The organism is Rhodopseudomonas sp. BR0G17 (genome assembly GCF_010907025.1).
Taxonomy (GTDB): domain Bacteria; phylum Pseudomonadota; class Alphaproteobacteria; order Rhizobiales; family Xanthobacteraceae; genus Rhodopseudomonas; species Rhodopseudomonas palustris_H.
On sequence record NZ_QUML01000031.1, the window covers coordinates 1 to 13,794 of the forward strand.

At 65.0% G+C, this 13,794-nt stretch carries 14 protein-coding genes and 1 tRNA gene; 9 read left to right on the forward strand and 6 right to left on the reverse strand.

Features of this window, described 5'->3' with window-relative positions; genetic code table 11:
* Positions 1-311 precede the first annotated feature (311 nt).
* Positions 312-968, reverse strand: coding sequence for a histidine phosphotransferase ChpT (gene chpT / locus DY467_RS20040; protein WP_107343622.1), 657 nt, complete (start codon positions 966-968; stop codon positions 312-314).
* A 133-nt stretch (positions 969-1,101) separates the two neighbouring features.
* Between chpT and DY467_RS20045 the strand changes: the two genes are divergently transcribed.
* The gene (locus DY467_RS20045) at positions 1,102-1,929 is read left to right on the forward strand and encodes a 3'(2'),5'-bisphosphate nucleotidase CysQ family protein (RefSeq protein WP_164638509.1); all 828 of its coding nucleotides are present in this window, start codon (positions 1,102-1,104) and stop codon (positions 1,927-1,929) included.
* An 8-nt stretch (positions 1,930-1,937) separates the two neighbouring features.
* On the opposite strand, the gene DY467_RS20050 is transcribed toward DY467_RS20045, so the two are convergent.
* Positions 1,938-2,444 (reverse strand): YHS domain-containing (seleno)protein, encoded by a 507-nt coding sequence (locus DY467_RS20050; RefSeq protein ID WP_107343620.1) that lies wholly within the window; start codon positions 2,442-2,444, stop codon positions 1,938-1,940.
* Positions 2,445-2,551: 107 nt separating this feature from the next.
* Here DY467_RS20050 and DY467_RS20055 point away from each other — a divergent pair, with 107 nt between their 5' ends.
* The 6 genes from DY467_RS20055 (at position 2,552) to DY467_RS20080 (ending at position 7,700) form a co-directional block, all read left to right on the forward strand.
* Positions 2,552-3,145 (forward strand): DUF1134 domain-containing protein, encoded by a 594-nt coding sequence (locus DY467_RS20055; RefSeq protein ID WP_107343619.1) that lies wholly within the window; start codon positions 2,552-2,554, stop codon positions 3,143-3,145.
* A 240-nt stretch (positions 3,146-3,385) separates the two neighbouring features.
* Complete coding sequence (locus DY467_RS20060; protein WP_164638511.1) at positions 3,386-4,666, forward strand: coiled-coil domain-containing protein; 1,281 nt, start codon at positions 3,386-3,388, stop codon at positions 4,664-4,666.
* A gap of 143 nt (positions 4,667-4,809) precedes the next feature.
* Positions 4,810-4,884, forward strand: a tRNA-Val gene (locus tag DY467_RS20065).
* 343 nt (positions 4,885-5,227) lie between these two features.
* Positions 5,228-5,953: a LuxR family transcriptional regulator gene (locus DY467_RS20070; protein WP_164638513.1), complete on the forward strand. Its 726-nt coding sequence runs from the start codon at positions 5,228-5,230 to the stop codon at positions 5,951-5,953.
* An 84-nt stretch (positions 5,954-6,037) separates the two neighbouring features.
* Complete coding sequence (locus tag DY467_RS20075) at positions 6,038-6,700, forward strand: acyl-homoserine-lactone synthase (RefSeq protein ID WP_164638515.1); 663 nt, start codon at positions 6,038-6,040, stop codon at positions 6,698-6,700.
* A gap of 679 nt (positions 6,701-7,379) precedes the next feature.
* Positions 7,380-7,700 (forward strand): hypothetical protein, encoded by a 321-nt coding sequence (locus tag DY467_RS20080; protein WP_107354809.1) that lies wholly within the window; start codon positions 7,380-7,382, stop codon positions 7,698-7,700.
* A 163-nt stretch (positions 7,701-7,863) separates the two neighbouring features.
* On the opposite strand, the gene DY467_RS20085 is transcribed toward DY467_RS20080, so the two are convergent.
* Together DY467_RS20085 and DY467_RS20090 are read right to left on the reverse strand one after the other, a co-directional pair.
* Complete coding sequence (locus DY467_RS20085) at positions 7,864-8,295, reverse strand: DUF5413 family protein (protein ID WP_164638517.1); 432 nt, start codon at positions 8,293-8,295, stop codon at positions 7,864-7,866.
* 112 nt (positions 8,296-8,407) lie between these two features.
* Positions 8,408-9,952, reverse strand: coding sequence for an acetolactate synthase large subunit (locus DY467_RS20090; RefSeq protein WP_164638519.1), 1,545 nt, complete (start codon positions 9,950-9,952; stop codon positions 8,408-8,410).
* A gap of 180 nt (positions 9,953-10,132) precedes the next feature.
* Here DY467_RS20090 and DY467_RS20095 point away from each other — a divergent pair, with 180 nt between their 5' ends.
* Entirely contained in the window at positions 10,133-10,714 is a 582-nt protein-coding gene (locus tag DY467_RS20095; protein WP_107354806.1) for a L,D-transpeptidase, read from the forward strand.
* 67 nt (positions 10,715-10,781) lie between these two features.
* Positions 10,782-11,606: a DUF2927 domain-containing protein gene (locus DY467_RS20100; protein ID WP_246701592.1), complete on the forward strand. Its 825-nt coding sequence runs from the start codon at positions 10,782-10,784 to the stop codon at positions 11,604-11,606.
* On the opposite strand, the gene DY467_RS20105 is transcribed toward DY467_RS20100, so the two are convergent.
* Together DY467_RS20105 and DY467_RS20110 are read right to left on the reverse strand one after the other, a co-directional pair.
* Positions 11,603-12,397 carry a class I SAM-dependent methyltransferase gene (locus tag DY467_RS20105; protein WP_164638521.1) on the reverse strand — a complete coding sequence of 265 codons (795 nt, stop codon included), beginning with the start codon at positions 12,395-12,397 and terminating at the stop codon, positions 11,603-11,605. The genes DY467_RS20100 and DY467_RS20105 overlap by 4 nt on opposite strands.
* Positions 12,398-12,492: 95 nt before the next feature.
* Positions 12,493-13,665, reverse strand: a complete 1,173-nt coding sequence (locus tag DY467_RS20110; RefSeq protein WP_164638523.1) for an isovaleryl-CoA dehydrogenase — start codon at positions 13,663-13,665, stop codon at positions 12,493-12,495.
* Positions 13,666-13,794 lie beyond the last annotated feature (129 nt).

Genomic DNA, 13,794 nt, shown 5'->3' on the forward strand with positions numbered 1-13,794 from the left:
GAAAAATATTGTCCAATATCTTCGCGTTGTTCGGCTCCTGCTCAAACCGGACCAACTGGTTGTCAACCGTGTCCAGGCTCTCGAAGGTCTCCGTCAAAAACTCACGAAGAAGATCGTCCATACGCGTGGCCTTCACTGCACGCGGGCACGCGACCGTCGCCAATGCCCGACTAATGCGGCCACTGTGTGCGGAAAGCGTTTAATATTGGTTGCAGGCCGCGGGACGATGCGGCGGAAGTTCAAATAGTTAGGACCTTCGTACGATCCCGAGGCTGAGCGTCAATACAATCTTCACTATATCACTGCGCCTCTCAGGACGCAGTTACCACCATCGTGTCGCCTTCCGGCGCAAGTGACACGGTCAATCCGCAGGCCTGCGCGAGCAGCCGCGTGTAGTACGGCTGCACGCCGTGCGACTCGATCGGGCCGCTCTGCGTCCCGTTGAGCAGATCGACGATGTTGTGCGGCGTGCGGGCATTAATACCAGCCGCAACGATGCGGAACGACAAATTGTCGCCCTCGCCGATCGGATCGACCGTCAGCGTACCACCGCGCGGAATCGTCTGCTGAGCAATCACCAGCATGTTGAGCAGCAGCTTGACGCGGTTCTTGGCGAGCAGCAGCCGCGGCAGATTCCACGCCAGCTTGGTCTTGTCGTCTTCGAGGTGACCGCGCGCCATGTTCTGCGCGTCGCCAAGATCGATCTGCGCACCGGCCGAGCCGGCCGCACCGAACGCCAGCCGGCAGAACTGCAGCCGGGCCGATGCGGTTTTGGCGCTCTTTCGAATCAATTCCAGCGCGAAATCGCGGTCTTCCTGCTTGGAGCTGTCGTCGAGCACTTCCAGGCCATTGACGATCGCGCCGACCGGGCTGATGAGATCGTGGCACACCCGCGAACACAGCAGCGCCGCGAGCTCCAGCGCGTCGGGTGCGGGAGCCTGCACAGCGGGAGATTGGGTGTCGGACATCAGTCTGTTCCTCGGAAAACCGCTCGCAAGACGAATCAGCCTTGGTTAATGGCTTGATACACTGCGGCCGCAGGCAGTGCCAACACAACGGTCCGACACGAACAGGACCACCGACGGAGGATGACACAGCTTGATGACTGCCGCGTTCGAACAGCCCGCCGTCGTTTCATCTGAGCACGCCGCAACTCTGCTCGAACCGCTCACCGAGCTGGTGCTGCGCGCCGGGGCGGCAATCATGGCGATCCCCCGCGACGCCAAGGTCACCCGGAAGCCTGACGGTTCGCCGGTGACGCCCGCCGATCTCGCTGCCGACCGAGTGATCGCCGAGGGGCTGGCGAAGATCGCGCCGCACGTCCCGGTGCTGTCGGAGGAGTGTTGCAGCAACGGGCGGCCGACATCGGGCAGTTTCTTCGTGGTCGATCCGCTCGACGGGACCAAGGAGTACATCGCCGGCCGCGACGAATTCACCGTCAACCTGGCGCTGGTGTGCGACGGCCTGCCGGTTCTCGGCATCGTCGGCGCGCCGGCTCAAGGGATCGCCTGGCGCGGCGCGGTCGGCCAGGGCGCCGAACGGCTGACCGTCGCCGCTGACGGGACCAGCTTCACTGCCAGCGCGATCCGCACCCGGCCGCTGCCGCAGCCGGGCGAGCCATGGATCGCCACGGTCAGCCGGTCGCATCTCGATGCCGCCACCGTCGCCTTCATCGACGCCCGCCCCGGCGCCGTGCACGCGACGCTGGGATCGTCGCTGAAATTCTGCTGGATCGCCGAGGGCAAGGCCGACATCTACCCGCGGCTCGCATCGATCTGTGAATGGGACATCGCGGCCGGCGCCGCGCTGGTGATCGCCGCGGGCGGCAAGGTGACCGACCGGAGCGGCGCACCGCTGCGGTTCGACGAACCGCGGCCCAACTTCATCGTGCCGGAGTTCATCGCCTGGGGCGATCGCAACGGCAGCTAACGTTGAAGCTATTCGGCGAGCGTCGCCAACAGTCCCGGCCAGCGCTCGCGGGCGTCGTGGAGATAGCGCTCCGGACTAGCCGCGAAGGCGTCACGGTTTTCCTCGCGGTCGAACAGATACAGCCGCTGGCCGCTGATCAGCCAGATCAGCGCGTTGCCGGCCAGCGGCACGCCGCGCGCCACCGCAACCGGATCGTAGCCGCCGAACTGCGGGCCGTAGATATCCGGCCGGGCGAGAAAGAACTTGCGATTGTCGTCGTTGCAGAACCGCCAGACCGCGCCCTTTGCGGAGGCCTCGAACTCTGATTGGCCTTGCCGCGCCTGATGATCGGTGAAATACGCCACCGGATCGAAGCCATCGATCGCAAGACCGGTGGTGCGATCGACCACGAGGCGCTCGGTCGTACCGGCGAGCACGGTCGTGGGCGCAGAACTGCAGACGGCAACGAGGCCGAGCAGTCCGATCAAGGCGATTCGAAGGCGCATCCGGTTCCGTTCCTGCCGCTGTGCCGTCATAGTTGCTGCCGATAACGTTCCGAGTCGGGGACAAACGTCGCTACAGGATGCCCGTCAGCATCCGGTTAAAGCGGCGCAAGGGATTTGAAGACCCAGGGGTGAATTGCATGAGCTTCGTGACGCGTCGCGCCGCGCTGGCCTTTGTTGCGCTGGCGGCCCTGAATGTGCCGGCTGTGGCGCAGCAACAGCCATTGCCACCGAAGTCCCCCGCCGGCCCGAATACCTATGGGCCGGACGAACTGGTCGGCGCCGGCCACCGCTTCTTCGGCAACGTCTCGCGCGGCCTCGCCTCGGTGATCGAGCGCGCGGTCAGCCAGTGGGGCCTGCCCAACGGCTATGTGCTCGGCGAGGAAGGTTCGGGCGCGTTCGTGGCCGGCCTGCGCTACGGCGAAGGCACGCTCTACACCAAGAACGCCGGCGACCTGAAAGTGTATTGGCAGGGCCCGTCGGTCGGCTTCGACTGGGGCGGCAACGGCGCCCGCACCATGACGCTAGTGTACAACCTGCCCTCCACCAACGCGATCTATCAGCGGTTCGGTGGCATCGACGGCTCGGCCTATGTGGTCGGCGGCTTCGGCATGACCGCGCTGACTGCCAACGGCATCGTGCTGGTGCCGATCCAGTCCGGCATCGGCCTGCGGCTCGGCGCCAATATCGGCTACCTGAAGTTCACCCCCTCGGCGACCTGGAATCCGTTCTGATCCAGGCCGCCCGCGCGGCCTACAGCCAGAGCGCGTAACCGGCTACCGATTCACGTTGACGCCGCAATGCACTGGCGCGAAGGCGCCGGCTTATGGCATTGTGCCGCAAATGGATTTGCGGCTGGACGGCGACGTTCGCCCGCGCCATCAACGGTTCATCGTCCGAATTCGCGCCGACGCGCTCCGCGCCAAGCTCCGCGGAACGCGCGCGCCTTGCCAAAGCGCGTGTGGGAGACATCGATGGTCGAACAGATCATGTATCTGGCGATCGGCTTTCTGGTCGCGATGCTGCTCGCGCTGATGCTGGCACCGCTGGTGCATAATCGCGCGGTGCGGCTGACGACGAAGCGGCTGGAAGCGGCGACGCCGCTGTCGATGGCGGAGATCCAGGCCGACAAGGACCAGCTCCGGGCCGAATTCGCGATGTCGGCTCGGCGGCTGGAGATGAGCGTCGACCAGCTCAAGAACAAGACGACCAGCCAGTTCGCCGAGATCGGCAAGAAGACCGACGCGATCAATCGCCTCAAGCTCGAACTCGCCGAGAAGAACGCCGCGATCGAGACGCTCGAAGCGCGCGAAAAGGCGGTACAGGAACAGCTTCGCAGCACTGAGCAGGACTTCGCCGCCAAGACCGAGGAGCTGCGCGCCGCCGAGAGCGCACTGGCCGAGAAGCAGGCCGAGCTCGCCCGCATCAACGCCGAGCTCAACGAGCGCTCCACCCTGGCCGACACCCGGCAGGTCGAACTGGTGGCGCTGCACACCAAGATCGAGGAGCTGCAGGCGCGGGTCGGCGAGGCCGAGAAAGAGTTTGCCGCCACCCGCAGCCGGCTCGAAGCGCAGCGCGGCGAATCCGCCTCCACCACGCGCGAGCTGGATGAGGCCCGCGGCCGCGTCGAGGCGCTGAGCCTGCGCGTCGGTGAGCTCGACCGGCAACTGCTGCTGCAGGTCAAGGAAGCCGAGCTGCTCGGCGGCCGCGTCCACGAACTGGAAGAGCGTCTCGCCGCCCAGAGCAAGCTGCTGGCCGAGCGCGAATTCGAGAACAACCAGCTCCGCGCCGCCAACGAGGCCGCGCTGCGCACCGTTGGCGAGCTGCGCAACGAGCTCGACGCCACCAGCAGCAAGTCGCCGGACCTCGCCCGCATCCGCAAGGACAAGGCCGCGCTCGAAGACCAGCTGACCCAGGCCCGCGACGAACGCGCCAAGGCGCAGCGCGAGCTGGTGGCGCTGAAGCAGCAGGCGGAAAGCTCCTGGGAAACCGAGCGGATGGAGAACGCGCTGCTGCGCGAGCGGATCAACGACATCGCCGCCGAGGTCGCCAAGCTGGCGATCACGCTGGAAGGCCCGGATTCGCCGATCCAGGCGATGCTGACCGCACCGGCGCCGGCCAAGCCCGCGAAGGGCGCCAAGGCCGCCAACGGTACCAAGAGCGCCGGCGTCGCGCCGGTGGTGGCCGGCGGCACGCTCGCCGACCGAATCCGCGCGCTGCAATCCCACGCCTCGCGCGCGCGCCAGACCGGCTGAACCGCGCCGCGCCCTGCGACGATCTGGGCAAATCTGCCAAAGCCGGGTGTTGCCGCTTGACACCCCCGCCCCGCACTTCGTAAATCGCGCCTCTACGGTGGTTCGACCGGCCGCTTCCGCGGCCCCTGTCCCCAACCGGTCCCGGGCGCATAGCTCAGCGGGAGAGCGTTCCCTTCACACGGGAGAGGTCCAAGGTTCGATCCCTTGTGCGCCCACCATTTCCCCTTCGAAATGAGTACCACTGCACGTCTGTCAGGCGCCCCTGCAATCCACGCGATCTGCAAACCACTTACGATACAGCGCCAGCTCAAACTGGGCTGGATGCAGGAGACAATGAACTCAACGGCCGTGAAGGGCAAACGTCCGGGAAGGCCGCAGGCGTAGCGCCCCCGGCAATGGCTACCTCCCTAACCGCGCCATGCTCGTCGCCGCCGGTGAGAGGAAAGTCGAGCCTGATCTTCCGCACGTGCTGTGGCGCTAGTGCTTCCCACCTCGTAAGCACAATGGTACGTTGTAACTAATCAAACTACTACTCGACCGACTGTCCAGTGCAGGAATACCATGATCAACGGCGATTATGGGCGTGACGCCTTGGACTTCATCGAAGGCCTTTCTCGCCTCTCGACCCTCACCGAGGCGTTCCGGGCGATAGAAACCGGATTCGGCGCCTTCGGCTTCGAGACAATCATCATCACGGCCATCCCCAACCACTATCAAAAATTCTCGCAGATGGTCATGGCGAAGCGCTGGCCAGAGGAGTGGTTCAAGCTCTACACGCAAAACAACTACGACCGCGCCGACCCGGTCGTCCGACATCTGCGCCAGAACATCAATCCGTTCGAATGGTCGGAAGCGCCGTATCATCGTAAGGACGATCAACGAGCCGCGGAGGTGATGGACCGCGCTGCAGACTTCAGGATGGTGCGCGGCTTCATTGTCCCTATCCACGGTCTGGCCGGCTACGAAGCCGCGATCTCCCTGGGCGGCTCGAATATCGATCTCAATCCCCGCAGCAAACCAGTGCTGCATCTGATGGCCATGTACGCCTTCGATCGCATTCGGACCCTCGCTTCGCCAGCGCCGGCGGCGCCAAGACTGACGCATCGGGAACGTGAAGCGCTAATCTGGGCGGCGCGAGGGAAGTCTGCCTGGGAGATCGGCGAGATCCTGAGCATCGCGCAACGTACCGCCGAAGAGCACATCTCCACGGCCGGACGAAAACTCGGCGCCGCGAACAAAACCCACGCCGTCGCCATCGCCATTCGGCAGAATTTGATTTGTCCCTGAGACAAGCGCCACTGGGATTTTTCCCAATATCGATACCGAGCTTGTTGTCCGAGAGTTCACGTCACTCATCCAGGGGAGGTGGACGTGATCCATGTAATCTCGGCAAGCAATCGCCATCTGTACCAGGACGCGATCGAGCAGCACTTCAAGATCAGGCACGAGATCTTCGTGGAAGAGCGAGGATGGAAGACGCTCGAACGCCCCGACGGCCGGGAAATGGATCAGTATGACGACGACGATACAATCTACCTTCTGGCCATGGACGAAGGGAAGGTCGTCGGGGGTCACAGGCTCTACCCGACGACCAAGCCGACGATGATCGACGAAATCTTTCCTCATCTCGCCGCCGTCAGCGGTTGCCCATCGGCGCCCGATATCTGGGAGTGGTCGAGGTATTTCATTGTTCCCGCGCAACGAGACAGCGACTTGAACCTCCGACTGATGGCAGCCGTTCAAGAGTTCGGCCTCGACGAGGGGATCTCTCAAGTCAGCGCCGTGATCGAGATGTGGTGGATGCCACGCTTTCAACAGGCGGGCTTCGCTCTGAAACCGCTTGGCGTCCCGGCACTGATCGAAAACGCATGGACAATCGCAACGCTGATCGACATCAACGAAAGTGCCTTATGGACGGTCCAACAGATGGTCGGAAAAGCCAGCGTATTGAAGCGCCATGGCCCACAACGCAGGCACGTAGCGCATTCGGAGAGGCTGCGCTCAAGTCCTGTCGAGCGCTTACTTCTGGCCTAATAGGATACGCCTCGCGAGATCAATCACACGTCGCCGTTCTGCGGGCGACGAGATCCGACAGAAGATTCGGACCAACTCGAGACTCTCTTGGGGCGAAGCGAAATAGCCTGCCGCCGGCGCGGACAGGTCGGCTCCAAGATTATTGGCCGCGCGCCGGGATTCGAAATCGTCATAAGCCACAACAGCCCCCGAGATCATAGAATGGCTAACGTTGATAATTTGAATCAGCTTCGGAGGTCGATCGATGGCGCCCGAGAGCTGGCTATAGCTCTTAATCTGACCACGACTGTTCACATCCTATCAATGGCATGCCTCGAAATTGCAGAGACAATCGACAAAAAGATTGAAAACGAACACTGTCGCGTAGCAAAGCCAGAAGAATGACTACACAGAGCGTATTTGATACCTCTGGAGGTACGGAAATCGGGTACCAACGCATCGATCTTGAAAGGTGAAGGGTCGGTCCAAGGACGCCCCCACTCCCCCGCGCGAGATCCAGAGACCGTCCCAAGCGCGCCTCTCATTCCCCGGATCTTCAACTAACGACCGTCCAAGCCGCGCCACAACGCCGCACAACATCGCACCGCACCAATTGATCCGGCACAATGCGGCCGCACTGCACGCTCGTTTAGCGACGATCGCAGATGGCGTCTGTCCATCGTCGGGAAGGGAGCGGTCCATGCCTCATACCATCGATCAGAAGATCAACGCGTTGCTCGAGCAGGAGACTTCGCTGCGGCAGTGGCTGGAGCAGATCCGGGCGCTGACCAAGGACGCCCGCGGCGCCACCGTGATCGCCGGACTGACGCAGAAAGAGACCGAGGAGTTTCTGCTGCTCAGCCCGCTGGTCCGCGCCTTCGACAGCGGTATGACTGCCGACCATGCGGCGGCGGTCCGGGCACGCCATGCCGAGCTGAAGGCCAAGCTCGAAGGCGCCCTGCAGGACAATGCGATCGAAAGCCTGAGCGGCTGGGGCGAAGCGGCCGCGGCAGCCCGCTGAGCCGCCAAGACACTATCGCCAGCGCGGATCGTTCAAGACGGCGCGGGCGCGCGCCGTCATCATTCGGCTGCGCCTATTGCAAGCTCGTCAGCCGCCGGCGGCATGATGGGTTTCGCTGCGCTCAACCCATCTTACGGGCTTAGTTCGCTGACAGCCTTTTCGGTCACGCCGAGGCTTGCTTGGCCTCGGCGGTAACGGGGGCGCAGAACTTGTTGGCCAGCCAGGACGACAGCGTCGCCGGCACTAGGCCGACCATGCCGTACAGCCCGAATTGCAGGACGCCGGCATCGGCGCCGCGGTTGCCGTACATCACGGCGGTGGAGAGGAAGCCGATCACGCCGACGATCACCACCCGGCCGCCGGGGCTGACCCGGCGGATGTGACAGATGATCTCGTCGATCGCCCCCATCATCAGCGCCGGCAGCAGGCCGAACAGGTAGCTGTATTGCAGCGACTTGAACAACACGACGAAGAACTTCTTCACCTCGGTCAGATGGGTGTGCGCCCAATAGCCCGACAGATAGGTCGTCGCGAACAACAGCAGCAAGCCGCCGATCAACGGACCGATCGCGGCAAAGATCACGTAGCGCTTCATGCCTGCTCCACCCGCGGCCATGCCCGGCCGCGGCCGACAGGCTACGCTGCCGGCCACCGGTTCGACAACTGTCCGAAACGGGAACGCGCGGGTGGCGGGAGCGCGCGCGGTGCTACATCTGCACCGCGATCACGTTCGGGCCGCCGCTGGCGAGGCCGGCGGCGAGTGCGACGTTGAACTCGTCGGCGGTCGACACGTTCCGCGCCGGCACGCCCATGCCCTTGGCGAGCGCCACCCAATCGAGGTCCGGCCGGTCCAGCGTCAGCATGTCCTCGGCGCGCTGGCCGGGCTTGCCGGCACCAACGCCGTCGAACTCGCCGCGCAGGATCTGATACTTGCGATTGGCGAACACCACGGTGGTGACGTCGAGGTTCTCGCGCGCCTGGGTCCACAGCGCCTGCAGGGTGTACATCGCGCTGCCGTCGCCCACCATGCACAGCACCTTGCGGTCCGGGCAGGCCACCGCGGCGCCGACCGCAACCGGCGGCGAGAAGCCGATCGAGCCGCCGAGATTCTGCAGCCAGTCGTGCGGCGCGGCGGCCGCCGTCGGCGGGAAGAAGCCGCGGCCGGTGGTGATCGATTCATCGATCACGATGCCGTTCTCCGGGATCGCCATCGCGATCGCCTGGGCAATATTGTCGAGCGTCAGCGCGCCGGTCGGCTTGGCGATCTCGACCAGCTTCTGGGGCGCCGCGTCGCTCGCCTTGGCACCGAGCGCACCGGCCAGCGCTTCCAGCGCCGCGACCGAGTTTTCGCCGACCTCGGTGACGCGATGCGCCTCGCAGCCTTCCGGCTTCAGCAGGCTCGGCTTGTCCGGATAGGCGAAGAACGCCACCGGATCCATCGCCTCGACCAGCACGATGTGGCGGAACTGCTTCAGGATCGGCAGCGCGGCATCGACCACATACGGAATCCGCTCGATCCAGTAGCGCCCCTGCCCGCGCGCCATCCGGGCGTTGTAGGTCTGGCCCATCACCTTGCAGCCGGTCTTGCCGGCGATCCGCTGCGCCAGCGCGAGGCCATGCTCGGTGAGCGCAGCGCCGGACAGCAGCAGCAGGGTCGGCTCGCCGGAGCGCAGCACGCGCGCGGCGGCTTCCACCGCCTGCGGCGAATAGGTCGGGCGCTGGCTGTCTTCAGGCACGTCGGCGACGCCATCAGCTTCATTCCAGGCGGTGTCGGCCGGCAGGATCAGCGTGGCGATCTGCGCTGGCGAGCTCTTGGCGGCAGCGATCGCCGCGGCGCCGTCGCGCGCCACCGACTTGGCGTCCGGCGAGGTGCGGACCCAGGCCGACATCGGCCGCGCCAGGCCCTCGATGTCCGAGGTCAGCGGCGCGTTGTAATCGATGTGGTAGGTGGCGTGCTGGCCGACGATGTTGACGATGCCGGAGGCGGCCTTCTTGGCGTTGTGCAGATTGGCAAGGCCGTTGGCGAGGCCCGGGCCGAGATGCAGCAGCGTCGAGGCCGGCGTGCCCTTCATCCGGTAGTAACCATCGGCGGCACCGGTGACGACGCCCTCGAACAGGCCGAGCACGCAGCGCATCCCCTCGACGCGGTCGAGAGCGGCGACGAAGTGCATTTCCGACGTGCCAGGGTTGGTGAAGCAGACATCGACGCCGCCCTTGACCAGCGTCCGCACCAGACTCTCGGCACCATTCATAGTTTCGCTCCCGATTTGCAATTTGTGCGCCCGATCAATCATTGTTCCATCGCTTCGTCAAAGGGGGACGGCGCGCGGCAGGACTGCGGCGAACGCGTGCGCCGACGTACAGCCGCCGGCTTGCGCAATCGCCGCGATTATGGCCAGTTCGGAGCGAAACGAAGATTGCGAGGTTTCGGAATGGTTCGTCGACTTGCCGCCAGCGCGCTCGCGCTGATCTCGATCGCCACCGCCCTGCCGACCGCCGCTTCGGCGCAAGAGCTCGACCTGCGCTCGGTGATGGGATTCGGACCGTTCTATCGCTCCGGCCCGAGCGCCAATCCGATCCCGCGCGAGACCGTGATGTTCGACGGCAACTATGCCCCGGGCACGATCGTCATCAGCACCCGCGAGCGCCGGCTGTATCTGGTCCAGAGCGACGGCACCGCGTTGCGCTACGGCATCGGCGTCGGCCGCGATGGCTTCCGCTGGTCGGGCACCCACCGCATCACCGCCAAGAAGGAATGGCCGGGCTGGACCCCGCCGGCCCAGATGCTGCGCCGCCGCCCCGACCTGCCGCGCTACATGGCAGGCGGCGAGGACAATCCGCTGGGCGCTCGGGCGATGTATCTCGGCTCGACGCTGTACCGGATTCACGGCTCCAACGAGCCGGAAACCATCGGCCAGGCGGTGTCATCAGGCTGCTTCCGCATGACCAATGACGACGTCAAGGACCTGTACGACCGGGTTCGGGTCGGTACCGTTGTGGTGGTGAAAAACTAAGCCAGCCGGGCGATCGGCCGCCTCACAGGCGGCTGCGGCCGAATTGCCGGTTGTGCGCCGGACCGGAATGCGGCAGCCTTTCGTGATGCACTGCGGCGCCCGGCATCTTAGACCTGCGCTCGCGGCGGTCACCGCCGCGATCACGCTCCTCGCGACGGCCCCGGCCGGCGCCGCCGAAGCGACCGACTTCTCCGCCACCCAGCGCAGCGAGAAGACCGACTTCACCGACAGCCAGATCGTCGACGGTTTCTTCCGCACCGCGTTCGGTGCCGAATTCCACATGGCGGGACGGGTCGACCGGATTCGCAAATACGAGGCCCCGGTGCGGGTCTATGCCGAAGGCGACGGTCAGGCGCATCGCCGCGCCGAGCTCGCCCGGATCGTGTCGGACATCGCCGGCCGGGTCGAGCATCTCGACATCGCGATGACCGACAATCCCGACGAGGCCAACGTCACCGTCCACCTCGTCCGCGACCGCAACCTCGGCAAGACCATCGCGACCTTCTACGGCGAGGAACGCGCCCGCGAGATCCGCGAAAGCCTCGATCCGCAGTGCCTGTCCGGCTTCCGCAAGAACGACCGGTACGAGATCGAGCGCTCCGACGTCATCCTCACCATCGACAACGGCGACTTCGTGTTCCGCGACTGCGCCTATGAGGAGCTGCTGCAGTCGCTCGGCCCGATCAACGACACCGACAAGGTGCCGTGGACGATGTTCAACGACGACGTCCAGAAGGGCTATTTCGACGTCTACGATCAGTACCTCTTGAACATCCTGTACCACCCGGCGATCCGCCCCGGCATGACCGTGCCGGAGGTCAAAGCGGTGCTGCCCCAGGTCCTCGCCGACGTGCGCAGCTACGTCGCGAAGGTGAACAAGCTGACGCGTTAAGGCGTCATCGGACGCTTCGCCAACACGTGCAAAAAGATCGGGGCGACCCGGGTGTCGGCGACGATCGGTTCGGCTGCAGCAACCTCTTCCGAGGCCATCGGCTCGCCGAACGCCTCGATCCTGAGGCCTGCCCCGACGATCATCGCGACCCAGGTCGACAGCGTGCGGTGAAACCGCGGAACCGCAAACGGCGTCAGCGTGGCCTGCTGCTCCGGCGAGAGGCCGGAAAACAACCACCGCTCAACCCGGCCGTCGCTCTCGTCGAAGTAATCGGCCAGTTCGATGGCCACCGGAACGCCGTGCTCATCGCGGATGTTGCGGCGGGTCGGCGGTACGAAGCATGGATGCAGGATGGAAAACTGCAAAAAGCCGCCCGGCTTCAGGATTCGCGTCACCTCGCGGAGCACAGCCGCCTGGTCGACCATGTCCATCATCGACATGAAGGCCGTCACGAAATCGAAGCTGCCGTCTGCGAACGGCAGCGTGAGGCCGTCTCCCAGCACATAGTCGGTGCCAAGCGGATCACGTCGTTCGGCGTCCCGGGCGTGACGCAGAAAAGTTGGGGCGATGTCGAGGCCGGTCATCGAGGCGCCGAGCCGCGCGACGGCGCGGGTGTTGGTGCCTTCACCGCAGCCGAGGTCCAGCCCCTTCAGACCAGCGACCGGCGGCAACATCGCGAGGAAAGCCGGCGTATTCAGCGCATCGCGATATCGGTCATGGCCGGCACGCGACAGCATCGTCCACGTCTCGGCGTTGCTCTCCCAATGCGCGGAGACCTCCTTGGCATCCATTTTGTCCCTCCGGTTTCAAGCGAGGGGCGGAGCCATAGGGGGCACAGATGTCAAAGCAAGGGCGCCAACATGGCGCCCTTGCAACGCGTGACGTCTCATGCCGTCTTGGTGAACAGCTCGCGGCCGATCAGCATACGGCGGATCTCGCTGGTGCCGGCGCCGATTTCGTAGAGCTTGGCGTCACGCAGCAGGCGGCCGGTCGGGTAGTCGTTGATGTAGCCGTTGCCGCCGAGCAGCTGGATCGCATCGAGCGCGCATTGCGTGGCGCGTTCGGCGGCGTACAGGATCGCGCCGGCGGCGTCTTCGCGGGTGGTCTCGCCGCGGTCGCAGGCCTTGGCGACCGCATAGACGTAAGCGCGCGAGGCATTCATCGTCACGTACATGTCGGCGACCTTTCCCTGCACCAGTTGGAAGGTGCCGATCGGCTCGCCGAACTGCTTGCGCTCATGCACGTAGGGCAGCACCACGTCCATGCAGGCCTGCATGATGCCGACCGGACCGGCGGCCAGCACCGCGCGCTCGTAGTCGAGCCCGCTCATCAGCACGTTGACGCCGCGGCCGACCTCGCCGAGCACGTTCTCCTCCGGCACTTCGCAATCCTCGAACACCAGTTCGCCGGTGTCAGAGCCGCGCATCCCGAGCTTGTCGAGCTTCTGCGCGGTGGAGAAACCCTTGAAGCCCTTCTCGATCAGGAACGCGGTGATGCCGCGCGGCCCTGCGTTCGGATCGGTCTTGGCGTACACCACCAGCGTCTCGGCGATCGGACCGTTGGTGATCCACATCTTGTTGCCGTTGAGGACGAAGCGGTCGCCCTTCTTGTCGGCGCGGGTCTTCATCGACACCACGTCGGAGCCGGCGCCCGGCTCGCTCATCGCCAGCGCGCCAACGTGTTCGCCCGAGATCAGCTTCGGCAGATATTTGCGCTTCTGCGCTTCGTTGCCGTTGCGGCGGAGCTGATTGATGCAGAGATTGGAGTGCGCGCCATAGGACAGGCCGACCGAGGCCGAAGCGCGGGAGATCTCCTCCATCGCAATGCAGTGCTCGAGATAACCGAGCCCGGCGCCGCCGTAATCTTCCTCGACAGTGATGCCGTGCAGGCCGAGCGCGCCGAGCTTCGGCCACAGGTCGCGCGGGAACGTGTTGGTCTTGTCGATGGCTTCGGCGCGCGGTGCGATCTCGTTAGCGGCGAAGTCGCGAACGGTCTCGCGGATCGCGTCGGCGGTCTCGCCGAGATCGAAGTTGAACAGGCTCTGCGCGTTGGGAATCATGCTGGGTGCTCGCTCCGCTCGGCGGCGCCTGGCAGCGTCGCCGTGTGTTGTTTGCGCGCACCATGTCACGGCACCGGGAGCCTGAGAAGGCTCCAATGGTCGGGCGGTGCAGCATGGTCTCCAGCTTGT